Below are 15180 nucleotides of genomic sequence, written 5' to 3'. Positions count from 1 at the left end.
CGTTTCCGTGTCGGCGGCGCCCGCACCGACGGTGTGCTCCACCGCGCCGCCATGGCGTGGAGGCGGGATCATGCCTCTATACACGAGACACAGGTCTAAACCAATTCCCGGCAGACACTTGTCACCTGGCCTTGGGACTGATGAGCTATGCCCCGGGACACAACGGACACCCTGGGACTGGGAGAAGTCGTGAGCAACGAGAGCCTGGCCAACCTGCTTCGGGAAGAGCGGAAGTTCGCTCCGCCTGCCGAGCTGGCCGCCAACGCCAACGTCACCGCAGAGGCGTACGAGCAGGCCGAAGCGGACCGGCTGGGCTTCTGGGCCGAGCAGGCCCGCCGCCTGACCTGGGCCACCGAGCCGACCGAAACCCTCGACTGGAGCAACCCGCCCTTCGCGAAGTGGTTCGCGGACGGCGAGCTCAACGTCGCGTACAACTGCGTGGACCGTCACGTCGAGGCGGGCAACGGCGACCGGGTCGCCATCCACTTCGAGGGCGAGCCCGGCGACAGCCGCGCCATCACCTACGCGGAGCTGAAGGACGAGGTCTCCCGCGCCGCCAACGCCCTCACCGAGCTCGGTGTCGGCAAGGGTGACCGGGTCGCCGTCTACCTTCCGATGATCCCCGAGGCCGCCTTCGCGATGCTGGCCTGCGCCCGCATCGGCGCCGCGCACTCGGTGGTCTTCGGCGGGTTCTCCGCCGACGCCATCGCCGCCCGCATCCAGGACGCGGACGCGAAGGTCGTCATCACCGCCGACGGCGGCTATCGCCGCGGCAAGCCCTCCGCGCTCAAGCCCGCGGTCGACGACGCCGTCTCCCGTATCGACAGCGTGGAGCACGTCCTGGTCGTCCGCCGTACGGGCCAGGACACCGCGTGGACCGAGGGCCGGGACGTCTGGTGGCACGAGATCACGGGCCGCCAGTCCGCCGAGCACACGCCCGAGGCGTTCGAGGCGGAGCAGCCGCTCTTCATCCTGTACACGTCGGGCACCACCGGGAAGCCCAAGGGCATCCTGCACACCTCCGGGGGCTACCTCACCCAGGCGGCGTACACCCACCACGCGGTCTTCGACCTCAAGCCGGAGACCGATGTCTACTGGTGCACCGCCGACATCGGCTGGGTGACCGGGCACTCCTACATCGTCTACGGACCGCTGGCCAACGGCGCCACGCAGGTGATGTACGAGGGCACCCCCGACACCCCGCACCAGGGGCGCTTCTGGGAGATCGTCCAGAAGTACGGGGTCACGATCCTCTACACCGCGCCGACCGCGATCCGTACGTTCATGAAGTGGGGGGACGACATCCCCGCCAAGTTCGACCTGTCGTCCCTGCGTGTCCTCGGTTCGGTCGGTGAGCCGATCAACCCCGAGGCGTGGATCTGGTACCGCAAGCACATCGGTGCCGACAAGTGCCCGATCGTGGACACCTGGTGGCAGACCGAGACCGGCACGATGATGATCTCGCCGCTTCCCGGCGTCACCGAGACCAAGCCGGGAAGCGCCCAGCGCGCCCTGCCGGGCATCTCCGCGACCGTCGTGGACGACGAGGCCAACGAGGTCCCGAACGGCGGAGGCGGCTACCTGGTCCTCACCGAGCCGTGGCCGTCGATGCTCCGCACCATCTGGCGCGACGACCAGCGGTTCCTCGACACCTACTGGTCGCGCTTCGAGGGCAAGTACTTCGCCGGCGACGGTGCCAAGAAGGACGAGGACGGCGACATCTGGCTGCTCGGCCGGGTGGACGACGTCATGCTGGTGTCCGGTCACAACATCTCGACCACCGAGGTCGAGTCGGCGCTCGTCTCGCACCCCTCGGTCGCCGAGGCCGCCGTGGTCGGCGCCGCCGACGAGACGACGGGTCAGGCCATCGTCGCCTTCGTCATCCTGCGGGGCACCGCGACCGCCTCCGACGAGCTGGTCGCGGAGCTGCGCAACCACGTCGGGGCGACCCTCGGCCCGATCGCCAAGCCGAAGCGCATCATGCCGGTGGCCGAGCTGCCGAAGACCCGTTCCGGCAAGATCATGCGCCGTCTGCTGCGTGACGTGGCGGAGAACAGGGCCCTGGGCGACGTCACGACCCTGACCGACTCCTCGGTCATGGATCTGATCCAGAGCCAGCTGCCGTCGGCCTCCTCCGAGGACTGACAGCGACGCACGATCCGAAGGGCACCCGGCAGCGCGCCGGGTGCCCTTCGGGCGCTTACGGTGAGAGCACCGCTCCCAAGCATCCTCACCGCCACGCCCCGCGGGTACAGTGGCAGCTGATCGACAACACGATAAGAAAATCTTCACAGGGGTGCCGGGAAGTCTGGTCGGCAAGTGCATCAGCCATGCCATCGCTGCCGTACCGACCCGGAGGTCTCCCCCCGTGGCCACACCCACCCCTACGCCTGCCGGCCCGCGCCGCACCCTTCTGGGGCGGCTGCCGCTCCCCGAGCGCAATTACGTCGCCGACGCCCTGCGTACGGAGACCGTCGGGGGCGTCATCCTGCTGGTCGCGGCCGTGGCCGCGCTGGTGTGGGCGAACACCGCGGGTTCGAGCTACTCGGCCGTCAGTGACTTCCATATCGGGCCCAAGACCCTCGGTCTGCACCTCTCCGTGGAGCACTGGGCCGCCGACGGGCTGCTCGCGATCTTCTTCTTCGTCGCGGGCGTCGAGCTCAAACGCGAACTCGTAGCGGGAGAACTGCGCGATCCCAAGGCCGCGGCGCTCCCCGTGGCCGCCGCGCTCTGCGGCATGGCGGTCCCTGCGCTCGTCTACACCCTGGTGAACGTCTTCGGCGACGGCTCGAAGGGCGGCTGGGCCGTCCCCACCGCCACGGACATCGCCTTCGCGCTCGCCGTTCTCGCCGTCATCGGCGCCTCGCTGCCCAACGCGCTCCGGGCCTTCCTGCTGACGCTCGCCGTCGTGGACGACCTCTTCGCGATCCTCATCATCGCCGTCTTCTTCACCGAGGACATCGACTTCCTCGCGCTCGGCGGCGCCTTCCTCGGCCTGGGCCTCTTCTATCTGCTGCTCCGCATCGGAGTGCGCGGCTGGTACGTCTACGTACCGCTCGCCCTGGTCATCTGGGGGCTGATGTACAACAGCGGCGTCCACGCCACCATCGCCGGTGTCGCCATGGGCCTGATGCTGCGCTGCACCCGCCGCGAGGGCGAGGAGCACTCGCCCGGTGAGCGCATCGAACACCTGGTGCACCCGCTGTCGGCGGGCTTCGCCGTGCCGGTCTTCGCGCTCTTCTCCGCAGGGGTCTCCCTCGCCGGCGGCGCGGTGGCCTCCGTGTTCGACCGCCCGGAGACCCTCGGGGTCGTCCTGGGTCTCGTCGCCGGCAAGACCATCGGCGTCTTCGGCGGTACGTGGCTGACCACCAGGCTCACCAAGGCCGAACTGAACAAGGACCTGGCCTGGGCGGACGTCTTCGCGATCGCCACTCTCGCCGGCATCGGCTTCACCGTGTCGCTGCTGATCGGGGAGCTCGCGTTCGCCGGTGACGACGACATGATCAACGAGATCAAGGCGTCGGTTCTGCTCGGCTCCCTCATTGCCGCCGTACTCTCCGGTGTACTGCTCAAACTCCGGGTACGCAGATACAGGGCACTGTCCGACGCCGAGGAGCTCGACGAGGACGGTTCAGGGGTACCGGACGTCTACGAACAGGACGATCCGGCCTACCACCTGAGGATGGCCGCCATCTACGAGGAGAAGGCGGCCGAGCACCGCCGCCTTGCCCGACTGGCGGGGGCAGCGAGCAACAGGCCGGACAGTCCGGCATGATCTGACATCGGACGTGTTGAACAGGAGAGGGAGTCAGGGATGAGCGACCCCGGCAATTACGCGGGCAGCGCCGACCGCAGTCTCGGCCAGCTGGTCGCGTCGGCGACGGCCGAACTGTCGGCGCTGGTGCACGACGAAATCGCCCTGGCCAAGGCCGAGGTGCGGCAGGACGTCAAGCGCGGCGTCATCGGCAGCGTGGCGTTCATCGTCACGGGCGTGCTGATCCTTTTCGCGATCCCGGTGCTGAGCTTCGCGGCCGCGTACGGCATCCACAACCTGGGACTGGGCCTCGCCTGGTCGTTCCTGATCGTGGGCGGCGCGTTCATCCTGCTGGGCATTCTGCTCGCGCTCTTCGGGTACGCGAAGATCAAGAAGGTCAAGCCGCCGGAGAAGTCCATCGCCTCCGCCAAGCAGACCGCCGCCGTCCTCCAGGGCGTCAAGCCGCACCCGCGCCCCGAGACCGCCGCCGACGCGATCCTCCCGGTGGGTGGCAGCACCCGCTCCGACCGCGCCATCGAGAGCGCACCGGTCCAGGACAAGGCGTCGGCTGTGGCACGCTCGTCCACATGACCGTTCCCGCACCGTCCGCCCCGACCGGCGGCCCCGTCCGCCTCGACGGCCCCTGGACCCACCGGGACGTCGCGGCGAACGGCGCCCGCTTCCACATCGCCGAAATGGGTGAAGGGCCGCTGGTCCTCCTCCTGCACGGCTTCCCGCAGTTCTGGTGGACCTGGCGCCACCAGCTGCCGGCGCTCGCCGAGGCCGGATTCCGGGCCGTGGCGATGGACCTGCGCGGCGTCGGCGGCAGCGACCGCACGCCCCGGGGCTACGACCCCGCCAACCTGGCGCTCGACATCACAGGCGTGGTCAGGTCCCTCGGCGAGCCGGACGCCGCCCTCGTCGGCCACGACATGGGCGGATACCTGGCCTGGACGGCCGCCGTGATGCGCCCGAAGCTGGTGCGCCGACTGGTCGTCTCCTCGATGCCCCACCCGCGGCGGTGGCGCTCCTCGATGCTCTCCGACTTCGCGCAGTCCCGGGCCGGCTCGTACATCTGGGGCTTCCAGCGGCCCTGGGTGCCGGAGCGTCAGCTCGTCGCCGACGACGGCGCCTTGGTGGGCCGGCTGATCAGCGAGTGGGCGGGGCCGGGGCCGGGCAAGGCGGAATTCCCCGACGAGACGACGCTGGGCGTCTACCGGCGGGCCATGACGATCCCCTCGACGGCGCACTGCTCGATCGAGCCGTACCGCTGGATGGTGCGCTCGCTGGCGCGCCCGGACGGCATCCAGTTCAACCGGCGCATGAAGCGGCCCGTTCGGGTGCCGACGCTGCACCTTCACGGTTCACTCGATCCGGCGGTCCGCACGCGCAGCTCGGCCGGGTCCGGCGAGTACGTCGAGGCGCCCTACCGTTGGCGACTTTTCGACGGTCTTGGCCACTTCCCCCACGAGGAGGATCCGGCGGGGTTCTCGGCCGAACTCATCAACTGGCTCAAGGATTCCGAGCCGGATCGCTAGCCGTTCTGGCACACATGTCCTACGAACGGCCACGTGCCCGGCGCATAAGCCAATTGGCTGACGGATAGGCGGTTACGGACCATGAGGCACGGGCAGACGTCCGGGTATGGGCTGGACGCACGACTTCGGTGACGCAGCACGCAACCGTCGCTCGACCGCCACGGCGGATCCGGGCATTCACGAGGGGGACGGCCTTCAGGGCCGGGTGCACGCTTTGCACGTCATGCATGATCCTCGGCTCGGCATCTCACGCATCCTCCGCCGCAGGGCCCGCTGGGTCTCGGCGCGGCTGCGCCATCCCCGTAACTGACGCACCGACGGTCCCGCACGGGCCGTCCGGAGACCTTCAGAGCGCGCATCCCTGGCTGTCGACCTGCTGGTTGGCGGTACGGCCCTGCGTGATGTCGTCGCGGATCTCGTCCGCCGTCAGCGCGTAGCCCGTGTCCGGGTCGTCGAGCGACTTCGCGAACACGACCCCGTACACCTTGCCCTCGGGGGTCAGCAGCGGGCCGCCGGAGTTGCCCTGGCGGACCGTGGTGTAGAGCGAGTACACATCGCGGCGGACCGTGCCCCGGTGGTAGATGTCGGGGCCGTTGGCGTCGATGCGGGCCCGGACGCGCGCGGAGCGTACGTCGTACGCGCCGTTCTCCGGGAAGCCCGCGACGATGGCGCTGTCGCCCGTCTCCGCGTCGCTGTCGGGCCCGGTGAACCGCAGGGGCTTCACATCGAGGTCCGGGACGTCGAGTACGGCGATGTCGCGCCGCCAGTCGTACAGGACGACCTTCGCGTCGTACAGGCGTCCTTGGCCGCCGATCTGCACGGTCGGCTCGTCCACGCCGCCGACGACGTGCGCGTTGGTCATCACCCGGCGGTCGGAGAACACGAACCCGGTGCCTTCGAGCACCTTGCCGCAGCTCGGGGCCGTACCCACGACCTTCACGATGGACTGCTTGGCGCGCGCGGCGACGGGGCTGCCGACCAACGCCGGGTCGGGGGCCCTGACCTCGGTGATGGGCTCGTTGGCGAACGGGCTGAAGACCTGCGGGAAGCCGTTCTGCGCGAGGACCGAGGAGAAGTCCGTGAACCAGGTGGACGCCTGGGGCGGCATCACCCTGGAGACGCCCAGCAGGACCGAGGAGCTGCGGACCTCCTTGCCGAGCGTCGGCAGCGAGGTGCCCGCCAGGGCGGAGCCGATCAGCCAGGCGACGAGCAGCATCGCCACCACGTTGACCAGGGCGCCGCCGGTCGCGTCCAGGGCGCGCGCGGGCGACCACGTGATGTGGCGGCGGAGTTTGTTGCCCAGATGAGTGGTGAACGCCTGGCCGATCGACGCGCACACGATCACGATGACGACCGCGACGACGGCCGCGGTCGAGGAGACCTCCGAACCGTCCGTCATCTGGTCCCACAGGACCGGCAGGAGGTAGACGGCGACGAGACCGCCGCCCAGGAACCCGATCACCGACAGAATGCCGACGACGAACCCCTGGCGATAGCCGATGACCGCGAACCACACGGCTCCGGCCAGCAGCAGGATGTCCAGCACGTTCACCGTCTATAGCCTCGCAGATTCGTCACCGGGCCCGTACGTCTCCGTGGTCCGGGCGGTCCCGGATCGGCGGAGCACGGAAGTCAGCCTGTCATGCGCGCCAGTCGAGCGGCACCTGCCTGGCTCTGTCCCACGGGCGTTCCCAGCCCGCGAAGTGCAGAATCCGGTCGATCACACCGGCCGTGAACCCCCAGACGAGTGCTGATTCGACCAGAAATGCCGGGCCCCGGTGACCGCTGGGGTGGACGGCCGTCGCCCGGTTGGCCGGGTCCGTGAGATCCGCCACGGGGACCGTGAAGACCCGCGCCGTCTCGCCCGGGTCGACCACATCGACCGGGCTGGGCGTCCGCCACCAGCCGAGGACCGGCGTCACCACGAAGCTGCTCACGGGGATGTAGAGACGGGGCAGCACACCGAAGATCTGCACTCCGCGCGGATCGAGGCCGGTCTCCTCCTCCGCCTCGCGCAGCGCGGCCCTGAGCGGCCCGGTCGTCGCCTGGTCGCCGTCCTCCGGGTCGAGCGAGCCGCCGGGGAACGACGGCTGGCCCGGATGGGAGCGCAGGCTTCCGGCGCGCTCCATCAGAAGCAGCTCGGGACCGCGCGCGCCCTCGCCGAACAGGACGAGCACGGCCGACTGGCGTCCCGCCCCGTTCTCCGGCGGCAGGAAGCGGCTGAGCTGCTGCGGCCGCACCGTGCGGGCGGCACGGGCGACGGGATCGAGCCAGTCGGGCAGCCCCTCCTCCGAAACCATGGCCGCAGGGCCGTCCGGCCCACCGCGCTCCGTGCCGGTCTCATGCGTCTTCATAGGCACCCCTCCGTCTCACAACGCCCGTCGTCCCGCGATTCGTTCCGCAGCGGCGGTCCGCGTCAGTCGGCGCCCAGGGGAGGTGCCGGGCTTCCCGGGTAGTCCGGCGGCGGGCTCAGCCGCTGGCCCGGCTTGCCGCCCATCTCGTACTTCAGGAGCTTGCGGGCCTTCTCCGGGTCCGTCTCGCCCTCACCGTACGACGGGCACAACGGGGCGATCGGGCAGGCGCCGCAGGCGGGCTTACGGGCATGGCAGACGCGGCGGCCGTGGAAGATGACGCGGTGCGAGAGCATGGTCCACTCGCTCTTGGGGAAGATCGCCGCGACCTCCGCCTCGACCTTCTCCGGGTCCTCCTGCTCGGTCCACTTCCACCGTCGGACCAACCGCCCGAAATGGGTGTCTACGGTAATTCCGGGCACTCCAAAGGCATTGCCCAACACGACGTTGGCCGTCTTGCGGCCGACCCCCGGCAGCTTCACGAGATCCGCGAGCCTCCCCGGCACCTCGCCGCCGAAGTCGTCGCGGAGCGCGGCGGACAGGCCGAGCAGCGACCTCGCCTTGGCCCGGAAGAAGCCGGTGGGCCGGATGATCTCTTCCAGCTTCTCCGGAACGGCGGCGGCCATGTCCTCGGGGGTGGGATAGGCGGCGAAGAGGGCGGGCGTCGTCTGGTTGACCCTCAGGTCGGTGGTCTGGGCGGAGAGAACCGTGGCGACGAGCAGTTCGAACGGATTCCGGAAGTCCAGCTCCGGATGGGCGTACGGGTAGACCTCGGCGAGCTCGCGGTTGATCCGGCGGGCGCGGCGGACCATGGCCAGATGCGATTCGGGCCGCCCCGGCTTCCTCTTCGGCGCGGCCGCTGCGGGCGCCCCGGCGGACCGACTCTTCGCCGCCTCGGAGCCGCTTTCAGCCGATTTCTTCAGGTTTTTCCTCTTGCTCGCACCCTGTTCGCCCACAGCGGAATCACGGCCCTCCGACACCCCATCAGCCCCCTTGGCCTGCGCTCTCACCGGCAATTCGGACACTCGGCCAGCCTAGAGCCCGGCACTGACATCCGCCCCGGTCACGGGTGATCCGCCCCCAATCGGCCCCCTGCCGTACCCCTCGGCACGCGCGTGCGTCAAACTGGTTTGTGATTGATCGCACTGTTTTACCGTCCGGCATGATGGGGACCACGGTTCCCTGAACAGGCCGACAAGGAGAGAACTCGTGGACGACGTTCTGCGGCGCGCCCCGCTTTTCGCGGCGCTCGATGACGAGCAGGCCGCGGAGCTCCGCGCCTCGATGAGTGAGGTGACCCTCGCGCGCGGTGACGCGCTGTTCCACGAGGGTGACCCGGGTGACCGCCTCTACGTGGTCACCGAGGGCAAGGTGAAGCTCCACCGCACCTCCCCCGACGGTCGCGAGAACATGCTGGCGGTCCTCGGCCCCGGTGAGCTGATCGGTGAGCTCTCGCTCTTCGACCCGGGCCCGCGCACCGCCACCGCCACCGCGCTGACCGAGGTGAAGCTCCTCGGCCTCGGCCACGGCGACCTCCAGCCCTGGCTCAACGCGCGCCCCGAGGTGGCCACGGCCCTCCTGCGTGCCGTCGCCCGGCGCCTGCGCAAGACCAACGACCAGATGTCCGACCTGGTCTTCTCCGATGTGCCCGGCCGCGTCGCCCGCGCCCTCCTGGACCTGTCGCGCCGCTTCGGCGTCCAGTCCGAGGAAGGCATCCACGTGGTGCACGACCTGACGCAGGAGGAGCTGGCCCAGCTGGTCGGCGCTTCCCGCGAGACGGTCAACAAGGCCCTCGCCGACTTCGCCGGCCGCGGCTGGCTGCGCCTGGAGGCCCGCGCGGTGATCCTCCTGGACGTGGAGCGGCTGGCCAAGCGGTCGCGCTGACCCGTCGTACGCCATGAGTGAGGGGCCCCGCCGACAGCCGGCCGGGCCCCTCTCTCATGCATGCCTGTCAGATCAGCCCGTGCTCGGTCAGGTAGTCCAGCTGCGCCCGCACCGACAGCTCCGCCGCCGGCCACAGCGAACGGTCCACGTCCGCGTAGACATGGGCCACCACCTCGGAGGAGGTCCGGTAGCCCGATTCCACCGCGGTCTCCACCTGGGCCAGCCGGTGCGCGCGATGGGCGAGATAGAACTCGACCGCCCCCTGCGCGTCGTCCAGCACGGGCCCGTGGCCGGGCAGCACCGTATGGACCCCGTCGTCCACCGTCAGCGAGCGCAGCCGCCGCAGCGAGTCGAGGTAGTCCCCGAGCCGCCCGTCCGGGTGCGCCACCAGCGTCGTTCCGCGTCCGAGAATCGTGTCCCCGGTCAGCACCGCCTGATCGGCCGGCAGGTGGAACGACAGCGAGTCCGCCGTGTGGCCCGGCGTCGGCACCACGTACATCTCGAGGCCGCCGGTCGTGATCACGTCACCCGTGCTCAGGCCCTCGTCACCGAGCCGCAGCTCCGGGTCGAGCGCGCGCACCTTGGTCCGGGTCAGCTCCGCGAACCGCGCCGCGCCCTCCGCGTGGTCGGGGTGGCCGTGGGTGAGGAGCGTCAGCGCGATCCGGCGGCCCGCCCGCTCGGCGGTGTCGATGACGGCCCGCAGATGGGCGTCGTCCAGCGGGCCCGGGTCGATGACCACCGCCAGGTCCGAGTCGGGCTCGGCGACGATCCACGTGTTGGTCCCGTCCAGCGTCATCGGCGAGGGGTTGGGCGCCAGGACGTTGACCGTACGGGCCGTGGCGGGACCGGACAGCACACTGCCGCGCGGCTGTCCGGGCAGCGCCGCCGCGTCACTCATGCCGCACCGCCTTCCGCGTCGCCCTTTTTCTCCCCGCCGTGCGTTTCGTCCGCCCCGGCCGTGGAGACGTGCTTGGTGAATTCCTCGTGCCCCGGCCAGCTCAGCACCAGCTCGTCACCGTCCAGACGCGCCTGCGCGAGTACGGGGGTGAGGTCCTGGTCCGACGCCGCCTCCAGCGCCCGCGCGGCGGTGGCGTACGGCCGCAGGGTCCGCAGCGTCGCCACGGTCGGCGGCATCATCAGCAGCTCGCCCCGGTCGTATCCGTCGGCCGCGTCGCCCGGGGTGATCCACACCGTGCGGTCGGCCTCCGTCGAGGCGTTCCGGGTGCGCTGGCCCGCGGGGAGCGCGGCGACGAAGAACCAGGTGTCGTAGCGGCGCGGCTCGAACTCCGGCGTGATCCAGCGCGCCCACGCGCCCAGCAGGTCCGAGCGCAGCACCAGCCCGCGCCGCTCCAGGAATTCGGCGAACGACAGCTCCCGGGCGACCAGCGCCGTGCGATCGGCCTCCCAGTCGTCCCCGGTGGTGTCGGTGACGACGGTCTCCGGCGTCGGACCGGCCAGCAGGACCCCGGCCTCCTCGTACGTCTCGCGGACCGCGGCGCAGACGATCGCCTGCGCCTCCGCAGGCGTGCCGACCCCCAGCCGGTCCGCCCAGGTCTCCAGCGCGGGCCCGGCCCAGCGGACGAGCCGGTCGTCGTCGCGCGGGTCGACGCCGCCACCCGGATAGGCGTACGCCCCTCCGGCGAAGGCCATCGAGGTGCGCCGGCGCAGCATGTGGACGGCGGGCGCGCCCCCCGCGCCGGTGGCGTCGTCCCGGAGCAGCATCACGGTGGCGGCCCGCCGGGGCTCGGCGGCCGTCAGCTCGCCTGCGGCGAGGGCCCTGATCCGGCCGGGCCATTCCGGGGGGTACCACTGACCATTGGACATGGCCGGAGGCTATCCGGAACCGCGTCGATGTTCGAGGGGTCCCCGGATCCGTACATGGCGTGTACACACAAGATCCCGCCCGGTCCTCACGGCCGGACGGGATCAGGGGCGGAGACGGTACGGATCAGGCTCCGGTCAGCTCGACCTGGATCTCGACCTCGACCGGCGCGTCCAGCGGCAGCACGGCGACGCCCACGGCGCTGCGGGCGTGCACACCCTTGTCCCCGAGAACCTCGCCGAGCAGCTCGCTCGCACCGTTGATCACACCGGGCTGGCCGGTGAAGTCGGTGGCCGAGGCGACGAAGCCGACGACCTTCACGACCCGGGCAATCCGGTCCAGGTCGCCCGCGACCGACTTCACGGCGGCCAGCGCGTTCAGCGCGCAGGTCTTCGCGAGCTCCTTGGCCTCGTCGGCCGTGACCTCGGCGCCGACCTTGCCGGTCACCGCCAGCTTGCCGTCGACCATGGGCAGCTGCCCGGACGTGTACACGTACACCCCGGACTGCACGGCCGGCTGGTACGCGGCCAGCGGCGGTACGACGGCAGGCAGCGGCAGTCCGAGTTCGGCGAGCTTCGCCTCGACGGCGCCCGCCACTACTGCTTCTCCCGCTTCAGGTAGGCCACGAGCTGCTCGGGGTTGTTCGGGCCGGGAACGACCTGGACCAGCTCCCAGCCGTCCTCGCCCCAGGTGTCCAGAATCTGCTTGGTCGCGTGCACGAGAAGGGGCACGGTCGCGTATTCCCACTTGGTCATGGCCCGACTGTAATGCCTGCACAATCCGGGGCACGCGCAGCCTCGTGCGTAGCCTGCGGTGCGACTGGTTAGGCTCGAATACGTGAGCAGGTTCCAGGTCGTCAGCGGCAAGGGCGGTACCGGTAAGACCACGGTCGCCGCCGCCCTCGCGCTCGCCCTCGCGGCCGAGGGCAGGCGCACCCTCCTCGTGGAGGTCGAGGGCAGACAGGGCATCGCCCAGCTCTTCGAGGCGGACTCCCTCCCCTACGAGGAGCGCAGGATCGCCGTCGCTCCGGGCGGCGGCGAGGTCTACGCACTCGCCATCGACGCGGAGCTGGCGCTCCTCGACTACCTCCAGATGTTCTACAAGCTCGGCAGCGCGGGCCGGGCGCTCAAGAAGCTCGGCGCGATCGACTTCGCCACCACCATCGCGCCCGGGGTGCGGGACGTCCTGCTGACGGGCAAGGCGTGCGAGGCGGTCCGCCGCAAGGACCGGCAGAACCGGTTCGTCTACGACTACGTGATCATGGACGCCCCGCCGACCGGCCGCATCACGCGCTTCCTCAACGTGAACGACGAGGTGGCCGGGCTCGCCCGGATCGGCCCGATACACAATCAGGCGCAGGCCGTGATGCGGGTGCTGAAGTCGCCAGAGACCGCGGTGCACCTGGTGACGCTGCTGGAGGAGATGCCGGTCCAGGAGACCGCGGACGGCATCGCGGAGCTGCGCGCCGCCGAGCTGCCGGTGGGCCGGGTCATCGTGAACATGGTGCGCCCGCAACTGCTGGACGGGGACGCGCTGCGCGCCACGGTGGGCGGGCGGCGCAAGGAGATCGCCAAGACGCTGACGCGGGCGGGCGTGACCGGCGCGGCGGGGCTCGTACGCCCGCTGGTCGAGCAGGCCGCCGAGCACACCCAGCGGGTCGCGCTGGAGCGGGAACAGCGCGGCGTGCTGGCCGGGCTCGGTCTGCCGGGGTACGAGCTGCCGCTGATCGGCGAGGGGGTGGACCGGGCCGGGCTCGACCACCTGGCGGCCGCACTCCGCGAACAGGGCGCGGGCCAACCGGGAGCCGGACGAGGGGCGGGTTCATGACAGCGCGCACGAAGACGGGGGCGGAGAGCGGTGCCGGGGGCGACGCGGCGGATCCCGTGCCGGTACTGGACACCGACGCCCTGATCGATGATCCGGGCATCCGGATCATCGTCTGCTGCGGTTCCGGCGGCGTCGGCAAGACGACCACCGCCGCGGCGCTCGGGGTGCGGGCGGCGGAGCGCGGCCGCAAGGTCGTCGTCCTCACCATCGACCCGGCCCGCAGGCTCGCCCAGTCCATGGGCATCGACTCGCTGGACAACGTCCCGCGCCGGGTGAAGGGCATCGAGGGCTCCGGTGAGCTGCACGCCATGATGCTCGACATGAAGCGGACCTTCGACGAGATCGTCGAGGCGCACGCGGACGGCGAGCGGGCCCGCGCGATCCTGGAGAACCCCTTCTACCAGTCCCTGTCGGCGGGCTTCGCGGGCACGCAGGAGTACATGGCGATGGAGAAGCTGGGGCAGCTCCGGGCGCGGGACGAGTGGGACCTCATCGTCGTGGACACCCCGCCGTCGCGGTCCGCGCTGGACTTCCTGGACGCCCCGAAGCGTCTGGGGTCGTTCCTGGACGGGAAGTTCATCAAACTGCTGATGGCACCCGCGAAGATGGGCGGCCGCGCGGGGATGAAGTTCCTCAACGTGGGCATGTCGATGATGACCGGCACCCTGGGCAAGCTGCTGGGCGGTCAGTTCCTGCGTGACGTACAGACGTTCGTCGCCGCGATGGACACCATGTTCGGCGGCTTCCGTACCCGGGCGGACGCCACGTACAAACTACTTCAGGCACCCGGTACGGCGTTTCTCGTCGTCGCGACTCCGGAGCGGGACGCCCTGCGCGAGGCGGCGTACTTCGTGGAGCGCCTGGCCGCGGAGGACATGCCGCTCGCGGGGCTGGTGCTCAACCGGGTCCACGGCAGCGAGGCGGCGCGGCTCTCCGCCGAGCAGGCGCTCGCCGGCGCGGAGAAACTTGAAGCAGAAAATCTTGAAACCGACGGCATTGTGGATCAGGCGGCCGGGAAGGCTGGACTTCGTGAGCCCGCCGACTCCCCCGCGGCCGGGCACGCACCCACCACGGACTCCGAACCCCGGCCGGACAGCACGGCGGCCGTCACCACCGAAGAACTGACCGCGGGCCTGCTCCGTCTGCACGCCGAGCGGATGCAGGTGGTCGCGCGCGAACAGAACACACGCGACCGCTTCACCGCGCTGCACCCCGAGGTGGCCGTGACCGCCGTGGCAGCGCTGCCCGGAGACGTCCATGACCTCTCGGGCCTGCGCACCATCGGGGACCGCCTCGCGACCGGTTCCGCACCGGCCGGAGCTGCCTAGCCCCTCGTCCTGCGTAAGCCGTACAGCGTACGGACCGCCGGGGACTAGCCGACGGCGGCGAACGTCTCGTGCAGTTCCTCGCTGCCCTCCAGCCCGATCGCCACGGGCAGGATGCCCGAGGCACGCTCGTACTCACTGCGGGCGGTCTCCAGCAGCCGGCGCCAGGACGTCACCGTCGGCCGCCTGCGCAGCAGCGCGCGGCGCTCCCGCTCGGTCATCCCGCCCCACACGCCGAATTCGACGCGATTGTCCAGCGCATCGGCCAAACACTCGGTCCGCACCGGGCATCCGGTGCACACCGCCTTGGCCCTGTTCTGCGCTGCCCCTTGTACGAACAGTTCATCCGGATCAGTAGTGCGGCAGGCTGCCTGCGCACTCCAGTCGGTTACCCAGCCCATCCCGGCGCCGTCCTCTCCCGAATCGAGGCTCCCCCACGGCGGCAGCGGCATATTCACCGCTGCCAGTTGAGGACGTTACGGAAGGTGGCGACAGCACAACACCCCCTTCGGGCCCAATCTTGAATGGCCCGAACGGACTATGCGTATACGGCAGATCACCCAGGGGAGTGAGGTGAGGACATGAAGGACTATCCCGTCAGAATCGGGACAGTCTGCCAGAACCGCATCGGACGTTCGGTGACACACCGGGCGAATTCGGGAGCGCCGGGCGTGTGGCC

At 70.5% G+C, this 15180-nt stretch carries 16 protein-coding genes; 8 read left to right on the top strand and 8 right to left on the bottom strand.

Annotated features, from left to right (window positions below; all coding sequences use genetic code 11):
• Positions 1–147 precede the first annotated feature (147 nt).
• From acs to AMK18_RS35280, 5 genes are all read left to right on the top strand, one after another.
• Positions 148–2145, top strand: coding sequence for an acetate--CoA ligase (gene acs / locus AMK18_RS21835; protein ID WP_020207268.1), 1998 nt, complete (start codon positions 148–150; stop codon positions 2143–2145).
• Positions 2146–2368: 223 nt separating this feature from the next.
• Positions 2369–3775: a Na+/H+ antiporter NhaA gene (gene nhaA, locus AMK18_RS21830; RefSeq protein WP_018102142.1), complete on the top strand. Its 1407-nt coding sequence runs from the start codon at positions 2369–2371 to the stop codon at positions 3773–3775.
• A 39-nt stretch (positions 3776–3814) separates the two neighbouring features.
• Positions 3815–4345 carry a phage holin family protein gene (locus tag AMK18_RS21825; protein WP_018102141.1) on the top strand — a complete coding sequence of 177 codons (531 nt, stop codon included), beginning with the start codon at positions 3815–3817 and terminating at the stop codon, positions 4343–4345.
• On the top strand, positions 4342–5292 hold the full coding sequence (locus AMK18_RS21820; RefSeq protein ID WP_073864045.1) for an alpha/beta fold hydrolase: 951 nt from the start codon (positions 4342–4344) through the stop codon (positions 5290–5292). Before AMK18_RS21825 ends, AMK18_RS21820 begins: the two co-directional genes overlap by 4 nt.
• A 106-nt stretch (positions 5293–5398) precedes the next feature.
• Positions 5399–5602 carry a hypothetical protein gene (locus tag AMK18_RS35280; RefSeq protein ID WP_073864044.1) on the top strand — a complete coding sequence of 68 codons (204 nt, stop codon included), beginning with the start codon at positions 5399–5401 and terminating at the stop codon, positions 5600–5602.
• 36 nt (positions 5603–5638) lie between these two features.
• Here AMK18_RS35280 and AMK18_RS21810 read toward each other — a convergent pair whose 3' ends face one another.
• The 3 genes from AMK18_RS21810 to nth all read right to left on the bottom strand — a co-directional run bounded on the left by AMK18_RS21810 (position 5639) and on the right by nth (position 8599).
• On the bottom strand, positions 5639–6844 hold the full coding sequence (locus AMK18_RS21810) for a MarP family serine protease (protein WP_073864042.1): 1206 nt from the start codon (positions 6842–6844) through the stop codon (positions 5639–5641).
• An 88-nt stretch (positions 6845–6932) separates the two neighbouring features.
• Positions 6933–7646, bottom strand: coding sequence for an NUDIX hydrolase (locus AMK18_RS21805; protein ID WP_073864040.1), 714 nt, complete (start codon positions 7644–7646; stop codon positions 6933–6935).
• 62 nt (positions 7647–7708) lie between these two features.
• Complete coding sequence (gene nth / locus AMK18_RS21800) at positions 7709–8599, bottom strand: endonuclease III (RefSeq protein WP_073864039.1); 891 nt, start codon at positions 8597–8599, stop codon at positions 7709–7711.
• A 253-nt stretch (positions 8600–8852) separates the two neighbouring features.
• Here nth and AMK18_RS21795 point away from each other — a divergent pair, with 253 nt between their 5' ends.
• Positions 8853–9527: a Crp/Fnr family transcriptional regulator gene (locus AMK18_RS21795; RefSeq protein WP_014046869.1), complete on the top strand. Its 675-nt coding sequence runs from the start codon at positions 8853–8855 to the stop codon at positions 9525–9527.
• A 67-nt stretch (positions 9528–9594) separates the two neighbouring features.
• Here the strand turns inward: AMK18_RS21795 and AMK18_RS21790 are convergent, their stop codons facing one another.
• The 4 genes from AMK18_RS21790 to AMK18_RS34480 all read right to left on the bottom strand — a co-directional run bounded on the left by AMK18_RS21790 (position 9595) and on the right by AMK18_RS34480 (position 12104).
• Positions 9595–10425, bottom strand: a complete 831-nt coding sequence (locus AMK18_RS21790) for an MBL fold metallo-hydrolase (protein WP_018102136.1) — start codon at positions 10423–10425, stop codon at positions 9595–9597.
• Positions 10422–11351: an NUDIX hydrolase gene (locus tag AMK18_RS21785; RefSeq protein ID WP_073864038.1), complete on the bottom strand. Its 930-nt coding sequence runs from the start codon at positions 11349–11351 to the stop codon at positions 10422–10424. The genes AMK18_RS21790 and AMK18_RS21785 overlap by 4 nt, the downstream gene beginning before the upstream one ends.
• Positions 11352–11475: 124 nt before the next feature.
• Positions 11476–11946: a RidA family protein gene (locus AMK18_RS21780; protein ID WP_073864036.1), complete on the bottom strand. Its 471-nt coding sequence runs from the start codon at positions 11944–11946 to the stop codon at positions 11476–11478.
• Positions 11946–12104, bottom strand: coding sequence for a DUF4177 domain-containing protein (locus tag AMK18_RS34480; RefSeq protein WP_003991873.1), 159 nt, complete (start codon positions 12102–12104; stop codon positions 11946–11948). The genes AMK18_RS21780 and AMK18_RS34480 overlap by 1 nt, the downstream gene beginning before the upstream one ends.
• Before the next feature lie 82 nt (positions 12105–12186).
• Between AMK18_RS34480 and AMK18_RS21775 the strand changes: the two genes are divergently transcribed.
• Both AMK18_RS21775 and AMK18_RS21770 read left to right on the top strand, forming a co-directional pair.
• Positions 12187–13176, top strand: a complete 990-nt coding sequence (locus AMK18_RS21775) for an ArsA family ATPase (RefSeq protein WP_018102133.1) — start codon at positions 12187–12189, stop codon at positions 13174–13176.
• Complete coding sequence (locus tag AMK18_RS21770; RefSeq protein ID WP_073864034.1) at positions 13173–14504, top strand: ArsA family ATPase; 1332 nt, start codon at positions 13173–13175, stop codon at positions 14502–14504. Before AMK18_RS21775 ends, AMK18_RS21770 begins: the two co-directional genes overlap by 4 nt.
• Positions 14505–14548: 44 nt before the next feature.
• Here the strand turns inward: AMK18_RS21770 and AMK18_RS21765 are convergent, their stop codons facing one another.
• Positions 14549–14902 carry a WhiB family transcriptional regulator gene (locus AMK18_RS21765; RefSeq protein ID WP_018102132.1) on the bottom strand — a complete coding sequence of 118 codons (354 nt, stop codon included), beginning with the start codon at positions 14900–14902 and terminating at the stop codon, positions 14549–14551.
• Positions 14903–15180: the final 278 nt, after the last annotated feature.

It is taken from the genome of Streptomyces sp. CB01249, assembly GCF_001905735.1.
GTDB lineage: Bacteria > Actinomycetota > Actinomycetes > Streptomycetales > Streptomycetaceae > Streptomyces.
Note: the sequence above shows the minus strand (reverse complement) of the source record. Positions and strands in the feature narration are given on the sequence as shown.